Source organism: Streptomyces sp. BB1-1-1, from assembly GCF_031597775.1.
Taxonomy (GTDB): Bacteria; Actinomycetota; Actinomycetes; order Streptomycetales; family Streptomycetaceae; genus Streptomyces; species Streptomyces thinghirensis.
In genome coordinates this window covers 1,053,463-1,070,360 of record NZ_CP134203.1, presented here as the reverse complement: position 1 = coordinate 1,070,360, position 16,898 = coordinate 1,053,463, and the positions used below count along the sequence as shown (strand labels likewise).

The 16,898-nt window shown below is 73.2% G+C and carries 17 protein-coding genes; 9 read left to right on the top strand and 8 right to left on the bottom strand.

Annotation, left to right across the window (positions count from 1 at the left end; translation table 11 throughout):
• Positions 1 to 39: 39 nt before the first annotated feature.
• Genes RI578_RS04860 through mnhG form a run of 6 tightly spaced genes read left to right on the top strand, consistent with a single transcriptional unit; the run spans position 40 to position 6,646 of the window.
• Complete coding sequence (locus RI578_RS04860; protein ID WP_310869898.1) at positions 40 to 2,958, top strand: Na+/H+ antiporter subunit A; 2,919 nt, start codon at positions 40 to 42, stop codon at positions 2,956 to 2,958.
• Positions 2,955 to 3,716, top strand: a complete 762-nt coding sequence (locus tag RI578_RS04855) for a Na(+)/H(+) antiporter subunit C (protein ID WP_310869897.1) — start codon at positions 2,955 to 2,957, stop codon at positions 3,714 to 3,716. The genes RI578_RS04860 and RI578_RS04855 overlap by 4 nt, the downstream gene beginning before the upstream one ends.
• Positions 3,713 to 5,374, top strand: a complete 1,662-nt coding sequence (locus RI578_RS04850) for a Na+/H+ antiporter subunit D (protein ID WP_310869896.1) — start codon at positions 3,713 to 3,715, stop codon at positions 5,372 to 5,374. Before RI578_RS04855 ends, RI578_RS04850 begins: the two co-directional genes overlap by 4 nt.
• On the top strand, positions 5,371 to 5,970 hold the full coding sequence (locus RI578_RS04845) for a Na+/H+ antiporter subunit E (RefSeq protein ID WP_310869895.1): 600 nt from the start codon (positions 5,371 to 5,373) through the stop codon (positions 5,968 to 5,970). The genes RI578_RS04850 and RI578_RS04845 overlap by 4 nt, the downstream gene beginning before the upstream one ends.
• Positions 5,967 to 6,284 (top strand): monovalent cation/H+ antiporter complex subunit F, encoded by a 318-nt coding sequence (locus RI578_RS04840; RefSeq protein ID WP_310869894.1) that lies wholly within the window; start codon positions 5,967 to 5,969, stop codon positions 6,282 to 6,284. Before RI578_RS04845 ends, RI578_RS04840 begins: the two co-directional genes overlap by 4 nt.
• The gene (mnhG, locus tag RI578_RS04835; RefSeq protein WP_310869893.1) at positions 6,281 to 6,646 is read left to right on the top strand and encodes a monovalent cation/H(+) antiporter subunit G; all 366 of its coding nucleotides are present in this window, start codon (positions 6,281 to 6,283) and stop codon (positions 6,644 to 6,646) included. Before RI578_RS04840 ends, mnhG begins: the two co-directional genes overlap by 4 nt.
• A gap of 48 nt (positions 6,647 to 6,694) precedes the next feature.
• On the opposite strand, the gene RI578_RS04830 is transcribed toward mnhG, so the two are convergent.
• From RI578_RS04830 to RI578_RS04795, 8 genes are all read right to left on the bottom strand, one after another.
• On the bottom strand, positions 6,695 to 7,222 hold the full coding sequence (locus RI578_RS04830) for an NUDIX hydrolase family protein (protein ID WP_310875668.1): 528 nt from the start codon (positions 7,220 to 7,222) through the stop codon (positions 6,695 to 6,697).
• Between the two features lie 80 nt (positions 7,223 to 7,302).
• The gene (locus RI578_RS04825) at positions 7,303 to 8,448 is read right to left on the bottom strand and encodes an amidohydrolase family protein (RefSeq protein ID WP_310869892.1); all 1,146 of its coding nucleotides are present in this window, start codon (positions 8,446 to 8,448) and stop codon (positions 7,303 to 7,305) included.
• Between the two features lies 1 nt (position 8,449).
• Positions 8,450 to 9,850, bottom strand: a complete 1,401-nt coding sequence (locus RI578_RS04820; protein ID WP_310869891.1) for a glutamine synthetase family protein — start codon at positions 9,848 to 9,850, stop codon at positions 8,450 to 8,452.
• Between the two features lie 110 nt (positions 9,851 to 9,960).
• On the bottom strand, positions 9,961 to 10,857 hold the full coding sequence (locus RI578_RS04815; protein ID WP_310869890.1) for a hypothetical protein: 897 nt from the start codon (positions 10,855 to 10,857) through the stop codon (positions 9,961 to 9,963).
• A 109-nt stretch (positions 10,858 to 10,966) separates the two neighbouring features.
• Entirely contained in the window at positions 10,967 to 11,617 is a 651-nt protein-coding gene (locus tag RI578_RS04810) for an endonuclease (protein ID WP_310869889.1), read from the bottom strand.
• Between the two features lie 2 nt (positions 11,618 to 11,619).
• Complete coding sequence (locus RI578_RS04805) at positions 11,620 to 11,952, bottom strand: DUF3140 domain-containing protein (protein ID WP_310869888.1); 333 nt, start codon at positions 11,950 to 11,952, stop codon at positions 11,620 to 11,622.
• A gap of 10 nt (positions 11,953 to 11,962) precedes the next feature.
• Positions 11,963 to 12,262, bottom strand: a complete 300-nt coding sequence (locus tag RI578_RS04800; protein WP_399059472.1) for a WhiB family transcriptional regulator — start codon at positions 12,260 to 12,262, stop codon at positions 11,963 to 11,965.
• A gap of 54 nt (positions 12,263 to 12,316) precedes the next feature.
• Complete coding sequence (locus RI578_RS04795) at positions 12,317 to 13,126, bottom strand: lysophospholipase (RefSeq protein WP_310875666.1); 810 nt, start codon at positions 13,124 to 13,126, stop codon at positions 12,317 to 12,319.
• Positions 13,127 to 13,277: 151 nt separating this feature from the next.
• On the opposite strand from RI578_RS04795, the gene RI578_RS04790 reads away from it, so the two are divergent.
• The 3 genes from RI578_RS04790 (at position 13,278) to RI578_RS04780 (ending at position 16,897) form a co-directional block, all read left to right on the top strand.
• Positions 13,278 to 14,468: a thiolase family protein gene (locus RI578_RS04790; protein ID WP_310869887.1), complete on the top strand. Its 1,191-nt coding sequence runs from the start codon at positions 13,278 to 13,280 to the stop codon at positions 14,466 to 14,468.
• A gap of 76 nt (positions 14,469 to 14,544) precedes the next feature.
• Positions 14,545 to 16,056: a long-chain fatty acid--CoA ligase gene (locus RI578_RS04785; protein ID WP_310869886.1), complete on the top strand. Its 1,512-nt coding sequence runs from the start codon at positions 14,545 to 14,547 to the stop codon at positions 16,054 to 16,056.
• Between the two features lie 64 nt (positions 16,057 to 16,120).
• On the top strand, positions 16,121 to 16,897 hold the full coding sequence (locus tag RI578_RS04780; RefSeq protein WP_310869885.1) for a sulfite exporter TauE/SafE family protein: 777 nt from the start codon (positions 16,121 to 16,123) through the stop codon (positions 16,895 to 16,897).
• Position 16,898: the final 1 nt, after the last annotated feature.

The following is a 16,898-nucleotide window of genomic DNA, read 5'->3' as shown; positions in this document are numbered from 1 at the left end:
CTGGGCGCGCAGGCGAGATGCCCGATATATCACTGTCGAGTGTCCGCGCTCATCCTCTGCCACTTCGCGCTCGCGCTGTTCGCCGCGCCGCTGGTGAGGTGGTGCGGGACCCGTGCCTTCATCGTGCTGGCCCTGCCGCCCGCCGCGACGGCCGTCTGGGCGGCCACCCGGTGGAGCACCACGGCCGCGGGCGGCGCCGACACCACCGAGTGGGCCTGGCTTCCCGCCTACCACGTGGACTGGGCGCTGCGGCTGGACGCCCTCGCCGAACTCATGGTGCTGCTCGCCGCGGGAGTGGGCGCCCTCGTCCTGGTCTACTGCGCCTCCTACTTCGACGACCGGTCGCGGCAGCTGGGCAGGTTCGCCGGGAACCTCCTCGCCTTCGCCGGGGCGATGCTCGGCCTGGTCCTCGCCGACGACCTGATCCTGCTCTACATCTTCTGGGAACTGACGACCGTCTTCTCCTACCTGCTGATCGGCCAGACCAGCGACCACAAGCGCAACCGGCGCAGCGCCCTGCAGGCCCTGACGGTCACCACGCTCGGCGGACTGACCATGCTCGTCGGTTTCCTGATCCTGGGTCACGAGGCGGGCACCTACCGGATCTCGGCGATCCTCGCCGACCCGCCGTCCGCGTCGGCGGCGCTGTCCACGGCGATCGTGCTGATCCTCGTCGGCGCCCTGTCCAAGTCCGCGATCTGGCCGTTCAGTCTGTGGCTGCCCAACGCCATGGCCGCCCCCACCCCGGTCAGCGCCTATCTGCACGCCGCCGCGATGGTCAAGGCCGGCGTCTACCTCATCGCCCGGCTCGCTCCCGCGTTCGCCGAGGTCACGCCCTGGCGGCCGCTCCTGCTCGTCCTGGGCTCCGCGACGATGCTGCTGGGCGGCTGGCGGGCGCTGCGCCTGAACGACCTGAAACTCGTCCTCGCGTACGGCACGGTCAGCCAGCTCGGCTTCCTCACCGTCCTGGCCGGCGCGGGCCGCCACGACACCGCCATCGCCGCCACCGCCATGATCCTCGCCCACGCCCTGTTCAAGGCCCCGCTCTTCCTGGTAACCGGGATCGTCGACCACGCCACCGGCACCCGTGACCTGCGAAGACTCTCCGGGCTCGGGCGGCGGCTGCCCGTCGTGTGCGCCGTCGCCGTGGTCGCCGCACTGTCCATGGCCGCCGTACCGCCGCTGCTCGGCTTCACCGCCAAGGAGGCCGCCTTCCAGTCCCTCCTGGACGGGGACACCGCCGACCGCTGGGCGCTCGCCATGACCGTCGTCGGCTCGGCCCTGACCACCGCCTACACCCTGCGCTACCTCTGGGGCGCCTTCGCCCGCAAGCCCGGTGTCCCGGACACCGACGCGCACGCCGTGCCGCCCGCCTTCCTCGCGCCGCCCGCCGTGCTGGCCCTGGCCTGCCTCGCCCTCGGACCCGGCGTGTCCTGGCTCCAGGGGCTCCTCGGCACCTACGCCGGGCAGTTCCCCGTGCCCGCCCACTCGTACCGCCTGGCGCTGTGGCACGGGGCGGGTCTGGCCCTCGGGCTGTCCTGCGCGGCGTGGGCGGGCGGTGTCCTGCTGTTCCTCGCCGCGAGCCCCGTCGGGCGTGTCGGGCAGGCCCTGGCCTGGCGCTCCGCCGACCGCATCTACGGACGGTTCCTGCTCGGCCTCGAACGCACCGCCCTGCAGTGCACCGGTTTCGTGCAGCGCGGCTCGCTGTCGGTGTACCTCGTGACGACCATGAGCGTGGTCCTCGCCGGGCAGATCGCCGTGCTCCTCGCGGACGAACCCTGGTCCGGAGTACCCGCCCCACGGCTGTGGGATCACCCGGCCCAGGCCGGTGTCGCGCTGCTGACCTGTGCCGCCGCCGTGCTGTGCCTCGGTGTGCGGCGCCGGATGAAGGCCGTCGTGCTCGCCGGGCTCACCGGATACGGCACCGCGCTGCTCTTCGTCGTGCAGGGCGCACCCGACCTCGCGCTGACCCAGTTCTGCGTGGAGACCGTCTCGATGATCGTCTTCGTGCTCGTGCTGCGCCGGATGCCGGTGCACTTCGAGGAGAACTACAGCCGGTCGCGGCGCGCACTGCGGATGCCGGTGGCGCTCGCGGGCGGCGCCGCCGTCGCCCTCGTCGTCTGGATCATGGCGGGGCACCGCCGGGCCGACAGCGCCGGGGCGGCGATGGTCGAGGAGACCGCCCACCACGGCCTGAAGGACGTCGTCGCGACGATCCTCGTCGACCTGCGGGCCTGGGACACGATGGGGGAGTCCGCGGTGCTCGCCGCCGCCGCGATCGGTGTCACCAGCCTCATCTACCTGCACCGCCGCACCGACAGCGCCGAGCAGCCCGTACTGCCGCTGCCCGGGGACCACCCGCACGCCGGCCTGCGCACCGCCTGGCGGGCGACCTCGTACGAGTCGGCGGGCCTGCCCAGCGGCGACGAGGGCGCACCGGAGCGGACCTGGCTCGCGGCCAGCTCCACCCTCGCCCCCGAGCGCCGCTCCGTGGTCCTGGAAGTGGTCGCGAGCCTCATCTTCCACCCCATCCTCGTCCTCTCCGTCTACCTGCTGATGTGCGCGGAGAACCTGCCGGGCGGCGGCTTCGTCGCGGGCCTGACCGCCGGCGTCGCCTTCATCGCCCGCTATCTCGCGGGCGGACGGCACGAACTCGCCGACGCCGTGCCCTTCAAAGCGGGCGTTTTCACCGGGCTCGGCCTGTTCCTGTCCACCGGGGTCGCACTGGGCGGCCTGGCCGAGGGCACCGTGCTGCACGGCTGGACCTGGCACGGCCACCTGCCCGTGTGGGGCGAAGCCCACCTGTCCACCGCCGTCCTCTTCGACTGCGGCGTCTACCTCCTCGTCCTCGGCGTGGTCCTGGACATCGTGCGGGCCCTCGGCGCCCGGATCGACCGGCAGATCGAACGGGCGGCCGCCGGCCGGACCGCCCCGCGCGGTGAGGCGGGCCCCGCATGACCGTGAGCCTCTCCCTCCTGGTGGCCGCGGCCGTCCTCAGCGCCGTCGGCGCCAGCCTGCTGCTGACCCGGTCCCTGACCCGGATCCTGCTCGGCGCGGTCGTCCTCGGCAACGGCGTCAACCTGCTGATCCTCGCCTCGACGGGCAGCGCGGGCGCCGCGCCGCTGCTCTACCCGAACGTCATCCGCAACCGGGTCACCGACCCGCTGCCCCAGGCCATCGCCCTCACCGCGATCGTCATCACCCTCGCCACCACCGCGTTCCTGCTCGCCATGGCCTACCGCAGCCACCAGGTCACCGGCTCCGACGAGATCAGCGACGACACCGAGGACCGACTGGTCGCCCTGCGCGCAGAGTTCCTCGACCGGCGCGGCGAACTGCGCGACCGCTACCGCGAGGCGCGCGCCGAGCACGGCACCGACCCCGAACTGGGCGCCCGCTACCGCGCCGCACGCAAACGGCTGCGCCGGCGGGTCCGCGAGGAACGCGCCTACCAGGCCCGCGCCAACGACGTCTCCGGCAACCTGTGGAACGACATCCTCGGCGCCGACCCCGAGGACTACCGCGAGGGCCGGGAACTGGGCTCCATCGACGCGGCGGGCCGTCCCGGACCCGCACCGGCCCGTGTCGCCGGGCCCTCCAACGACCCCGAGGAGTCCGGCCGCGAGCCCGACTCCCGCCCCGGCGAGGACTCCGGCCACCCGCCGCCCGACCAGCCCGACGACCCCGAGGGCGCCGGCACGGAAGGAACCAGGTGAACGCGCTCGTCCCCCTCCCCGTCCTGCTGCCCCTGTGCGCCACCGGCCTGAAGCTGGCCATCGGCCCCCGGCTCCAGCGGTTCAAGAACTTCATCACCCTCGCCGTGCTCGGCGCGGTCCTCGTGCTCTCCGTGCTCCTCATGGTGGCCGCCGACCGCCACGGTCCGCTCAGCGTGCACCTCGGTGACTTCCCCCCGCCGGTCGGTATCACCCTCGTCGCCGACCGGCTCGCGGGCCTGATGCTCACCGTGTCCAGCGCCGTCACCCTGCTCGTCAACCTGTACTCGCTGGGCCAGGGCATGGCCGACCGCGACGACCAGACACCGGTCGGCGTCTTCCACCCCGCCTACCTCATCCTCGTGGCAGGCGTCTCCTGCACCTTCCTGTCCGGAGACCTCGTCAACCTCTACGTCGGCTTCGAGATCATGCTCGTCGCGAGCTTCGTCCTGCTCACCATCGGCGGCACCGCGACCCGGATCCGGGCCGGGTCGACGTACGTGATCATCTCGCTGTTCTCCTCGGTGCTGTTCCTCGTCGCCATCGCCATGACGTACTCGGTCGCCGGGACCGTCAACTTCGCCCAGCTCGCGGGGCGGCTGCAGGAAGTCCCGGTCGGAGTGCGCACCCTGCTGGAGGCCATGCTGCTGACGGTCTTCGCGATCAAGGCGGCGGTGTTCCCGCTCGCGGCCTGGCTGCCCGACTCCTACCCGACCGCGCCCGCACCGGTCACCGCGGTCTTCGCCGGCCTGCTCACCAAGGTCGGCGTGTACTCGATGCTGCGCACCCAGACCCTGCTCTTCCCCGGCCACCGCCTCGGCGACCTGCTGATGCTCGCCGCGCTCGCCTCCATGGTCATCGGCATCCTCGGCGCGGTCGCCCAGACCGACCTGAAACGGGTGCTCTCCTTCACCCTCATCAGCCACATCGGCTACATGGTCTTCGGTATCGCACTCGCCGGGCGCGGCTCGATCGCCGGGGCGATCGTGTACGTGGCCCACCACATCACGGTGCAGACCACCCTCTTCCTCGTCGCCGGGCTCATCGAGCGGCGCGACGGCACCACGGAACTCACCCGCCTCGGCGGCCTGGCGAAGACGGCGCCACTGCTCGCCGTGCTGTTCTTCGTGCCCGCCATGAACCTCGCGGGCATCCCGCCGTTCTCCGGGTTCATCGGCAAGCTCGGCCTGATGCGGGCGGGCGTGGACAACGGCGGCGGCTGGGCCTGGGCGCTGGTCGCCGGGTCCGCCGCCACCAGCCTGCTCACCCTCTATGTCATGGCGAAGGTCTGGAACCTCGCGTTCTGGCGCGACGCTCCGCCCGGGTCCGAGGGTGAGGGGAGGGTGCTGGAGTCCGCCGAGGACGAGCCGGGCGACGACGGGGGCGGCGGGGACGGCGGGAACGATAAGGACAGCGCGGCGACCGCCTCCGGGAGCGGCCTGCCGGAACCGGCGGGTGCCGTGGTCTCCGCCGGCTTCCTCGGGCAGTCCATCACCACCACCAAGCGGCTGCCCTGGCCGATGGTGGCGGCGACCGGCGCCGCCGTCGCCCTCGGCCTGCTCTACACCGTGCTCGGCGGCCCCCTCACCACCTTCACCGAGGCCGCCGCCACGGAACTCCTCGCCCGCACCCCCTACATCGAGGCGGTGCTCGGCCGATGAGCAACCTCTTCCGCGACCGTTCCCCCTACAGCTGGTCCTTCCGCGTCGGCAGCGGCAGACGCGTTCTCGACCTGCCGCTCACCGCCTGGCTCACGGTCATCTGGATCCTGCTGTGGGGCACCCTGTCCTGGGCCAACCTCGTCAACGGCGTCATCGTCGCGGTGTGCCTGTGCCTCGCCTTCCCGCTGCCCGCCGTCGACCTCGGTCTGCGACTGCGTCCGCTGGGCATCCTGCGGCTCACGGTCTACCTGCTGTACGACATGTTCTCGTCGAGCGTCGAGGTCACCCGGCAGATCTTCGCCAAGGGCCCGTACCCCGCCGCGGTCGTCGCCGTCCCGCTGCGGGTGCGCAGCGACCTCATGCTCACGGCCACCGCCGTCGCCGTCTCCAACGTCCCCGGCGGTTCCGTGATCGAGGTGCGCCGGTCGACGGCCACCTTGTTCCTGCACGTCCTCGACGCCGACGATCCGGGCGAGATCGAGAGCGCCCAGCGGTCGGTGTGGCGCATGGAGGAACTCGTGGCCCGCGCCTTCGGCACCGCCGAGGACATCGCCCTCGCCGCCCAGCCCGTACCGGAAGGGGACCCCTCGCCGTGACCACCCTGCGCGCCGTCGAAGAGGCCGTGCTGGCCGCCTCGGCCGTGATGATCCTCGTCGCGGGCGCCCTGCTGCTGTACCGCGTCTGGTACGGGCCCTCGATGCTGGACCGCGCGGTCGCCCTGGACGTGGCGGCGGCGTTCATCATCGCCGGCCTCGGCGTCAAGGCCGCCCACGACGGCGACTCCTTCTACTTCCCGGTGATGCTGGTGCTCGCCTTCCTCGGTTTCACCGGCTCGGTGGGCATCGCCAGGTTCATCGCCGTACGCGACCGGCCCTCGGTGCGCGCGGACGGCACGGAGGACCACCGGTGAACGCCTGGGCCGAGGCCGCCGATCTGATCGGGGCGGTCCTCCTGTTCCTCGGCTGCCTGCAGTGCCTGCTCGGCGTGATCGGGATGCTCCGCTTCCCCGACGTGCTCTCCCGCAGTCACGCCGCCACCAAGCCGCAGACCCTCGGGATGCTTCTCGTCCTCGTCGGGGTGGCGCTGAGGCTGCGCCACGGCATCGACCTGGGCACCCTCGCCCTCATCGTCTTCTTCCAGTTCCTCACCGGCCCGGTCGCCTCCCACCTGGTGGCCCGCTCCGCCTACCGCACCGGCCAGACGGGGTCCCGGGGTCTGCTCCGGGACGACCTGGACCCGCAGTTGAGCGACGGGGAGCGGCCCGGGGAGTAGCTCCGGGGGGGCGGGACGGCCACCGGGCCCTCAGACCACGCAGGCCCCTCAGACCACGCAGCCCACATGCGCCAGCGCCTGCTTCAGCAGCACCCCGTGCCCGCCCGGCATCTCGCTCTGCACCGCCGGTGACAGAGCCTCCTGCGGGCTGAACCAGACCAGGTCCAGCGCGTCCTGGCGCGGCCGGCAGTCGCCGGCCACCGGCACGACGTAGGCGAGGGAGACCGCGTGCTGCCGCGGATCGTGGTACGGCGTGACGCCGTGCGTGGGGAAGTATTCGGCCACCGTGAACGGCTGGAGCGAGGACGGCACCCGGGGCAGCGCCACCGCGCCGAGGTCCTTCTCCAGGTGACGCAGCAGGGCGTCCCGGACCCGCTCGTGGTGCAGCACCCGGCCGGAGACCAGCGTCCGGCTGACCGTCCCGTCGGGACCGATGCGCAGGAGCAGGCCGACGCTGGTGACTTCTCCGCTGTCGTCGACGCGCACGGGCACGGCCTCGACGTAGAGGATCGGCATGCGGGCGCGTGCCATCTCGAGTTCGTCGGTCGACAGCCAGCCCGGCGTGGTTTCGGTCATGTCAGACATCGCGCGATCATACTTTCAGCCGTTCCTGCTTCCCGGGCGGCGCTCCGGGACTGTGACCGGTCCCACGTCGCTCAGCCGTCGTCCACCAGGCCCCCCGGCAGTCGGTAGACCCGGCGCGCGTTGTCCCGCCCCGCCCAGCGCGCGATGCGCAGCGCGTCCGGCAGGGCCAGTTCGTCGGCGTCCACCCGCTCCTGCAACAGCCCGGCCAGCCCCTGCCGGAAGGCCAGTGCCCCGAGGTGGTGGAACTCGGCCACACCGTAGGCGTCGGAGCTGTACAGCAGCTTGCGGAACGGGGTGATCTCCAGCGCCTCAGCGAGGATCGCGCCCGCCCGGGCGGGGCCGACGTGGTGCAGGGTGAGGCCCACGTCGAGGTGCACCCGCTCGAAGACCGCCGACAGGTAGGCCGCCTGGCGCTGGTAGGGCCAGCAGTGCAGCAGCAGCACCGGGATCGTGCCGGCGGTCAGATGCAGCCAGTCGGTGAGGTGGGTGGGGTCCACGCGGTGCATGCGGATGTCGCTGTCCCCGAACCCGGTGTGCAGTTGCAGCGGCCGCCCCAGGTCCACGGCGGTCCACAGCAGATGCCGCACGAGCACCGGGTCGTCGAGCCGGCCGCCGCGGGCGAGCCAGTGGCGGGCGGCCTCGGTGACCTCCGAGGGCGAGGGGCGGGCCGGGTCCAGGTCGAAGCCGGTGCGGTAGGCCGCCACCGACTTGACGCCCACCACGCCCGGCCGCCGCACCGCCTCCCACGCGGCGGTGCGGAACGCCGCCGCGTACGCGTCCGGCTCGACGCCCCCGGCCGCCACCGCCTCCGCGACGGCCTCCAGCCGGACCACCTCGTACGCCGTCGCGCCCGCCGCCCGGGCCAGCTCCGCGGGCGCGGTCACCTGGTGCGGCGCGTGTCCCGTGTCGACGCAGAACACGCCCGTGCCCGCGGCGCGCAGGAACCGCCGGTTCACCTCGTCGGCGCCCAGCTCGGCCCGCCGGGCCAGATACACGTCGGGCGGGGCGTGGCGCGGCAGGTCCAGCAGGGGAGCGCAGTGGCGGCGGACGGCGACGCCGACGGGGCTGTCGAAGGGGGAGACGCCGGTCCACGGCTCGCCCTCGGTGAGGAGGGACTCGAAGCCCGCCCGGTCCAGGCCGGTGGTGACGGCGCCGTGGCAGTGGTGGTCCACCAACTCCAGCGCGGCGAGCCGCTCGTGGACGGATCCGGCGGCCATGTCAGTACTTCCAGCGGTAGGCCGCCGCAACCCGGTCGTCGTCCAGCCCGTCGACCGCTGCGATCTCGCCTCGTCGTACGGCGGTCACCGCGTCGGCCAGGACCGGCCCCAGCGCGGTCCGGAGCACGTCGTCGGCGCGGAACGCCTCGACCGACTCCGCGAGCGAGACCGGCAGCCGGCGCACACCCCGGGCCGAGGCCTCGGCCGCGTCGAACCGGGCGGGGTCACCGGTGATCTCCGCCGGCAGGGACGCGGACGACGCGAGCCCGTCCAGCCCGCAGGCGATCACCGAGGCGAGCGCGAGGTAGGGGTTGGCGGCCAGGTCGACCGGCTTCACCTCCAGGTTGGCCGCCCGGTCGCGCACGCCGGTGGTGCCGGTGACGATCCGCAGGGCGGCCTCGCGGGTCTCCCTGCCCCAGGCGGTGAACACCCCCGCCCACTGCGAGGGACGGAGCCGCAGGTGACTGGCCGGGCTCGGCGCGGTCATCGCCGTGAGCGCCGGGAGGTGGTCCAGCACCCCGGCCACGAAGGACTCGGCCTCGGCGGTCATGCCGTGCCGGCCAGCGCCACCCGCGTGCAGGTTCCTCCCGTCGCGCCAGGCGGAGAGGTGGATGTGCCCGCCGTTGCCGACGCCCTGCCCGAGGACCGCCGGGGCGAAGGAGACCCGCAGCCCGTGCCGCCGGCACACCGCCCGGACGGTCTGCCGCACCAGCACACTGCGGTCCGCCGCCGCCACCGGGTCGAGCGCGCCCACCGAGACCTCGAACTGCCCCGCCGCGTACTCGGGATGGAGCTGGTCCACCTCCACGCCCTCGGCCGCGAGCGCGGCCAGCAGATCGGCCGCGCAGTCGCTCAGCTCGATCTGCCGGGCGGCACCGTACGCCGGTCCCGACACCGCCGGGACGAAGGCGTCGCCGGGCGCGTCGCCCCGGCCCACCGCCCACTCGATCTCGATGGCGGCCGCGAAGGTGACGCCGTACCGCTCGGCGGCGTCGGCCACGGTCCGGCGCAGGACGGTGCGCCCGCACGCCGGATGCGGCTCGCCCTCCTGTGTGATCCGGTCGACCGGCGCCCATGCCCAGCCGGGCTGCGCCGCCAGCACGACCAGCCGGTCGAGGTCGAGGTAGAGGCGCAGATCGCCGTCGGGGGAGCCGAGGACGTCCGTGGCGACGATCGTGTCGTCGGCGAGAAACGTGTCGAACACCGGCGACATGCCGACGCCCCAGGCCGCGGCCGAGGCGAGCTTCGCGGTGGGAACGGTCTTCACCCTGCCGATCCCCGCCGTGTCGACGTAGGACAGCACGACTCCGTGCACGCCCTGCCCGGACAGCTCCCCGCTCAGTGCGGTGGCCCGCTCGACCTCACCCGGGCGCCCGCCGGGGACGGGGTCGCTCTCGCTCACGTCTCGGCTCCCTCGCGCGTGCGCTGTCCGTCCCGCACCATTGTGCCGTCCGGTGATCACGCTGTCCGGGTTTCGCCCGAGGTGGGTGGAAGACGGGGGAGCCCTCGCGGTCAGTCCAGGTTGGTGGGCCGCGGAGAAGGGGTCCCGCCGTCCAGGATGGTCTTCAGGCGCTCGGTCCCCTGCCGCACCGCCTGCTCCACGGACGCGGCCTCGTCGCCGTCGAGGCCGCCGCCGGTGACGGTGAGGGCGGAGGTGCCGACGCGTACGGCGACGAGGTCCAGGGTGAGCGTGGCCGGGTTGTCGGCCGCGGTTCCTCGCACGGTCACGTGCAGGCCCTCACGCGCGTCGCCGACCTCGGGCACCGAGGCCTCGGTGACCTGGACCGTGCGCTTCTCGCCCGCCTCGTCGGTCGCGGTGAACTGATCGCACTTCTGCGGCAGGGAGTCCATCCACGTCAGGCTGTCGTCCAGACCGGCGCGGTCGTAGGCGGCGACCTGCTCAAGCAGACGGGAGTCGCCCTGCTCGAAGCCGGTGAGCGCCGACGGTCCCGACGGCTCGCCCAGCAGATTGTCGCGGTAGAGGCCGTCGAGGAGTCTCTGGCAGTCCGCCGCGTCGGTCTTGGCGGTGAGGAAGTCGGAGACGTCGACCTCGCCGACGAGCAGCCGGTCGCGCCACTTGTCCGCGTCCTGGACCTGGTTCCAGTCGCCCTCCAGGTCGGCCTCGGTGAGCAGGGCGGCCTTCGCATCGGACTCGGTGAGGGCGGAGGGGGACGCGGTGGGCGAACCCGTGGGCGACGTCGCGGGGGAGCCCGTGGGCTGCTTCTTCGCCGCGTCCCTTCCGGCGTCCTTCTCGGCGTCCTTCTCGGCGGCGCGGGCCTGTGCGGCGGCGGTGTCCGAGGCCGCCCCCGACCCGCCGCCGTCGTCCGAGCAGGCCGCCGTGGTCAGCAGCGCGCCCGCCGCCAGGGCGGAGGCCATGAGACGGACGGGGTGGGACGGACGACGGCTCATCGCGGATGCCTCCTGGGACGTGACACGGTGTCCTCAGCGCATCACCGCACCCGCGGACGCACCAGCGCACGGGGTCGTTCGGGTGACCGGAGGCCGGAACCCGGAAGTCTCATCCGGCGCGTTCGAGGGTGTCCCGCGCGACCTCCTTGTCCAGCGACGCGCGCACCAGCGCCGCCGCGAGGACGGCCGGTTCCGTCGTCCCGGCGAGGCCCAGGAGCCGGTCGGGGTCGCCCGGCAGGCCGAGGCGTTCCGCGCCCTGGAGGGCCTTGCGGTCCAGGTAGGGAGCCGCCTCGGGCCAGACGCGCTGCGCCTCGCGCAGGAAGATGTCCGCGCCGGTCGGGCCCACCCCGGGGAACTCCTGGAGCAGCCGCCGCTCTTCGGGCACCTCGCCGTCCGCCTCCTTCCGGAGCCGGCGCAGGTCCCCGCCCCACCGCTCGGTCAGCAGATCGGCCGCGTCGCCCAGCTGGGTGGCGGTGCGCTCGTCGTAGCGCCGGTAGCCGCCCCGGCCCAGCGCGTCCACCCGCTCCTGCCAGTCGGCGGCGGCCATGCGGCGCGGGTCGCGCAGCCCCGCCTCGTGCAGGGCACGGGCGGTGGCCACGGCGATCGAACCGCTGATGCGGGCGCTGAGCAGATGGGCGAGGACGAGCAGCCGGTACAGCGGCTGCGGGGTGTCCTTCAGCCGGATGCCCGCCTCCTCGGCGTACGTCTGCCCGTGCGCGTCGACGAGTTCCCGTACGACCCGCCGCTGGTCGCGGCTCACGGCTACGGTTTCAGCGGGTCGTGACCGACCGTCATGAGCCGGTGCCTGAGCCGGGTGTCCTCGGACCGGGGCTCGTTCTCCAGGTCGGTCTGCGAGGTGACGGTGTCCACGACCTTGCGCATCGCCCGGAGGTCGTCGTCGGTCAGGTCCGTGCGCCGCTTCTGCAGGATCGCGAGGACGTGCTGCCCCAGTGGTGAGCCGGCGTCGTCCGGCAGCGGCTCGGTCAGCTCGCCGGAGTCGCGCACCCGGAGCCAGTCCGAGAGTTCCGCGGAGGTCATGTTCACCACGCGGTGGAAGTCCTCCCACAGCGCGTCGAGTTCGAGGGCGTCGGCCATGAGTTGCCCCTCATTTCGTCGTGCGTATGTGCGTATGTGCGTAGTCGTGCGCATGTGTGTACTGGGCGGTCGTACGGAGCAGAGCGACGCGCTCCTCCTCGCCGGTGCCTCCCCACACGCCCGACGTCTGCCCCAGCTCCAGGGCGAACGCCAGGCACTGGGCGCTCACCGGGCACCGGGCGCAGACGTCCTTGGCGGCCTCGGTGTCCCGCAGAGCCGGTCCGGCCGTGCCCACCGGGAAGAACAGTTCGGGGTCCTCATCCACGCAGGCGGCGCGGCGCAACCACTCCATGGGGGCGCGGGTGCCCATGGGGCTCCAGGGCAAACGCCCCCGCCGGGGCACCGGGGGCGAGCGCCCGGCCGCTCAGCGGGCGAGTACGCCGTCCAGGAAGCGCGTGACGTCGGTGAACACCTCCGCCCGGTTCGTCTCGTTGAAGATCTCGTGCCGGGCGCCCGGGTAGATCCGCTCGGTCAGGTCGCCGCCGCTGAGCCGTTCGACACCGACGCGGCTGCCGGGCAGCGGTACCAGCCGGTCGTCGTCGCCGTGCGCCCACAGCAGCGGGAGCGGGCCGACGTCGCCGCCCTCGGCCACGGTGTCCAGGGTCCGTACGAACGCCTCCGCCGTCGGCCGCTTCATGGGGCCGTGCCACACCAGCGGGTCCGCCGCGTACGCCGCGCCTACCGCCGGGTCCCGGGAGAGCGAGGACGGGCTGATCGGGGTGTCGGGGATCTCCTGAAGGGCGAGCAGCGTGCGCGGCAGCTCCCAGTCGCCGATGACCGGCCCGGACAGCACCAGCGCGGTCAGCTCGCCGGGGTGGCGCTGGGCGTAGCGGGACGCGATCAGGCCGCCCATGGAGTGCCCGATCATGACGACGGGCAGGTCCGGGTGGGCGGTCCGGGCCCGCTCCGCCACGGTGTGCACGTCGGTGACCACGTCCTCGAAGTCCTCGATCAGCACCCGTTCGCCGTCCGACCGCCCGTGCCCGGCGTGGTCGACGCCGTGGACGGCCGCGCCGTGCCCGGTCAGGACGCCGGCCACCTCGCCGTAGCGGCCGATGTGCTCGCCGTATCCGTGGACCAGCAGCGCCACGTACGTGGGCCGCCCGGCCGGCCACTCGCGGGCGGTGAGCCGTCCCCGTGTTCCGCTCAGGACGTGCTCGCGGGCCTCGGTCATCTCTCCTCCAGCTGCGTCGGTGAAGGTCACCGGAGGATCTTCCCAGGGAGCCGTCCGGCGGTCTATAGTCCAAAACTAGCAGTGCTAATTAAGTGTTCGTCTTGAGTGTTCGTTCGCCGCCCGGCGACCGAGTGACGGTCAGGAGTCCCCCGTGCGTCCCGTCCACTTCGCGGCCGCCCGCCGCACCCCGATCGGCAAGCTGCGCGGCGCCCTGTCCACCGTGCGGCCCGACGATCTCGCCGCCGCCGTGCTCCGGGGCCTGCTCGCCGATGTCCCCGCGCTCGACCCGGCCCGCGTCGACGACGTCTACTGGGGCGCCGCCAACCAGGCCGGCGAGGACAACCGCAACGTCGCCCGCATGGCCGCCCTGCTCGCGGGCCTGCCCGAGTCCGTGCCCGGCGCCACGGTGAACCGGCTGTGCGCCTCCGGCCTGGAGGCCGTCACCACCGCCGCCCGCACCATCGCCGCCGGCGAGGCCGACATCGTGCTCGCCGGCGGCTCGGAGTCGATGAGCCGCGCCCCCTTCGTGCTGCCCCGCCCCGACGAGGCCTTGCCGCACCGCATCGAGACCGTCGACACCCGCCTCGGCTGGCGCCTGGTCAACCCGGCGATGAAGGACTTGCACGGTCTGCTGGCCATGGGCGAGACCGCGGAGGAGGTCGCCGAGCGGTACGGCATCCCGCGCGAACGCCAGGACGAGTTCGCCCTGCGCAGCCACCGCCTCGCCGCCGAGGCCCGGAAGAACGGCCACTTCGACGACGAGCTGCTCCCCGTCGAACGCCCCGACGGCGTGGTCGTCGACGCCGACGAGTGCGTCCGCGAGGACACCTCCGTCGAGAAGCTGGGCCGCCTCAAGCCGGTCTTCCGCGCCGGCGGCACCGTCACGGCGGGCAACGCCTCCCCGATGAACGACGGCGCCGCCGGCCTCCTCCTGGTCAGCGAGGAGGCCCTGAACGACCTGGGCCTGGAGTCCCTCGGCCGCTACGTCGCGGGCGGCTCGGCCGGCGTCCACCCGGACGTCATGGGCATCGGCCCGGTCCCCGCCACCCGCAAGGTCCTCGCCCGCGCCGGCTGGAGCATCGACGACCTCACGGCGGCCGAGTTCAACGAGGCTTTCGCTGCCCAGGCCCTCGCCTGCGTGGACCAGCTCGGCATCGACCCCGAGCTGGTCAACCCCAGCGGCGGCGCCATCGCGCTGGGCCACCCGCTCGGCTGCTCCGGCGCCCGCATCCTCACCACCCTGCTCCACCGCATGCGCCGCACGGGAGCGGCCCGCGGGCTCGCCACGATGTGCGTCGGCGTGGGGCAGGGCAGCGCGGTGCTGGTCGAACGACACCCCTAGCCCGGCCGGACGCACATCATCCGCCCCCGCTGCGGAGCCGCAGCAAGGAAGCAGCAAGGAAACGGAGCAACACCCCATGGCAACCCTCTCCGTCGCCGCCATCCTCGCCGAGAACGCCCGGCGCCGTCCCGACAAGGAGGCACTGGTCGAGGGCGACCTGCGGCTGACCTTCGCCGAGGTGTGGCAGCGGGCCCGGGCCCAGGCCGGCGCCCTCACCGGCCTGGGGGTCCGGCCGGGGGACCGGGTGGCGCTGATGGCGCCGAACACCGCCGAATTCCCGCAGGCGTACTACGCCATCGCCGCGACCGGTGGCGTCGTCGTCCCGGTCCACCTGCTGCTGTCACCGACGGAGGTCGAGCACGTCCTGCGCGACAGCGGCGCCACCCTGCTGCTGTGCCACCCGGCACAGGCGGAGACCGGAGCGGCCGCAGCCCGGGAGGCGGGCGTACGGGTCGTCACCCTCGGCGACGAGCTGGACAAGCTCGCGGCCGACGCCGAGCCACTGCCCTCCTACGTCACCCGCGACGCCGACGACCCCGCCGTCGTCTTCTACACCAGCGGCACCACCGGCGTCCCCAAGGGCGCCGTGCTCAGCCACTTCAACCTGGTGATGAACGCGACCGTCAACGCCTTCGACGCCAACGACATCCGACCCGACGACGTCGCACTCGGCGCGCTGCCGCTGTTCCACGCCTTCGGCCAGACCGTCTCCCTGAACTCCACCTGGCGCGCCGGGGCCACCCTCGTCCTGCTGCCGCGCTTCGACGCCGCGCGCGCGATCGAGCTGATGGTGCGGGAGAAGGTCAACACCTTCCACGGCGTCCCGACCATGTTCGTCGCCCTCGCCGCCGCGGCTGCCGGGGCCGACGCCCTGCCCGGGCTGCGGGTGTGCGTCTCCGGCGGTGCCTCGCTGCCGGTGGCCGTCCTGGAGCGGTTCGAGGAGGCCTTCGGCGCGAAGATCCACGAGGGGTACGGGCTGTCGGAGACCTCCCCGGCGGCGGCCGTGAACCAGCCGGTGTTCGGCGCCAGGCCCGGCACCATCGGCCACCCCCTGTGGGGCGTGGACGTCGAGATCGCCCGCGCGGAGGCCGAGGGCCGCATCGAGCTGCTGCCGCCCGGTGAGCTGGGCGAGGTCGTCGTACGCGGCCACAACGTCTTCTCCGGCTACCTGGGCCGCCCGGAGGCCACCGCCGAGGCGCTCGTCGACGGCTGGTTCCGCACCGGGGACCTCGGCACCAAGGACGACGACGGCTTCCTCCGGATCGTCGACCGCAAGAAGGACATCATCATCCGCGGCGGTTACAACGTATATCCGCGCGAGGTCGAGGAGGTGCTGATGCGGCACCCCGGCATCGCGCAAGCAGCCGTCATCGGCCTTCCGGACGAGCTGCACGGCGAGGAGGTGTGCGCCGTCGTCGTCCCGGCCCCCGACGCGACGCCGGACGCCGCCGAGGTCATCGAGTGGTCCAAGCAGTACCTCGGCAAGTACAAGTACCCGCGCCGCGTGGAGTTCGCGGACGCGCTGCCGCTGGGCCCGAGCATGAAGGTGCTGAAGCGGGAACTGCGGGTGCGGTACGCGGCCGGCTAAGGGGCCACCTGGCGAGACGGTGCTTACGGGCACCGGACAGGTGCACATAGCATCGGTGCCCGCAATGGACACCATGACGCTGTGGCACCTCACCGGCTGGGAATTCGCCGCACTCGCCTTCGCGGCCCTGCTCGTCGGCTTCTCCAAGACCGCCGTGAGCGGGGCCAACACGGTCAGCCTCGCGATCTTCGCGGCGGTTCTGCCCGCCCGCGCCTCCACCGGCATCCTGCTGCCGGTGCTGATCGCCGGTGACATCCTGGCCGTGCTCACCTACCGGCGCCACGCGCACTGGCCCACGCTGTGGCGGCTGTTCCCGGCGGTGGCGGTCGGCGTGGTCGCGGGCACCCTGTTCCTGGTGTGGGCCGACGACGCGATCGTCCGGACGTCGATCGGTGTGATCCTGCTGTTCATGGCCGGGGTGACGATGTGGCGCCGGCGGCAGGCCGCCGACGCGGAGGGGCAGCTCGACGAGGTCACCTCACGGACCGGCCGCGTGAAGGCCCGCTCGTACGGCGTCCTCGGCGGCTTCACCACGATGGTCGCCAACGCGGGCGGCCCCGTGATGTCGATGTATCTCCTCTCCGCGGGCTTCCGCAAGCTCGGCTTCCTGGGCACGTCGGCCTTCTTCTTCCTGATCGTCAACGTCTCCAAGCTGCCCTTCAGCGCCGGCCTCGGCCTGATCGACGGCCGCTCGCTGCTTCTCGACGCCGCGCTCGTGGTCTTCGTGGTGCCCGGGGCGTTCATCGGCAAATGGGCGGTGAGCCGGATCAATCAACGTCTGTTCGAGCGGCTGGTGATCGCGGCGACGGTGGTGGGGGGCCTCCAGCTCCTGCTGCCCTGAC

Coding starts and splice junctions, on each gene's coding strand:
- RI578_RS04855 (WP_310869897.1), top strand. CDS start 2,955: ATGACCGTGAGCCTCTCCCTCCTGGTGGCCGCGGCCGTCCTCAGCGCC.
- RI578_RS04845 (WP_310869895.1), top strand. CDS start 5,371: ATGAGCAACCTCTTCCGCGACCGTTCCCCCTACAGCTGGTCCTTCCGC.
- RI578_RS04830 (WP_310875668.1), bottom strand. CDS start 7,222: ATGACCGAAACCACGCCGGGCTGGCTGTCGACCGACGAACTCGAGATG.
- RI578_RS04825 (WP_310869892.1), bottom strand. CDS start 8,448: ATGGCCGCCGGATCCGTCCACGAGCGGCTCGCCGCGCTGGAGTTGGTG.
- RI578_RS04815 (WP_310869890.1), bottom strand. CDS start 10,857: ATGAGCCGTCGTCCGTCCCACCCCGTCCGTCTCATGGCCTCCGCCCTG.
- RI578_RS04805 (WP_310869888.1), bottom strand. CDS start 11,952: ATGGCCGACGCCCTCGAACTCGACGCGCTGTGGGAGGACTTCCACCGC.
- RI578_RS04800 (WP_399059472.1), bottom strand. CDS start 12,262: ATGGGCACCCGCGCCCCCATGGAGTGGTTGCGCCGCGCCGCCTGCGTG.
- RI578_RS04795 (WP_310875666.1), bottom strand. CDS start 13,126: ATGACCGAGGCCCGCGAGCACGTCCTGAGCGGAACACGGGGACGGCTC.
- RI578_RS04785 (WP_310869886.1), top strand. CDS start 14,545: ATGGCAACCCTCTCCGTCGCCGCCATCCTCGCCGAGAACGCCCGGCGC.
- RI578_RS04780 (WP_310869885.1), top strand. CDS start 16,121: ATGGACACCATGACGCTGTGGCACCTCACCGGCTGGGAATTCGCCGCA.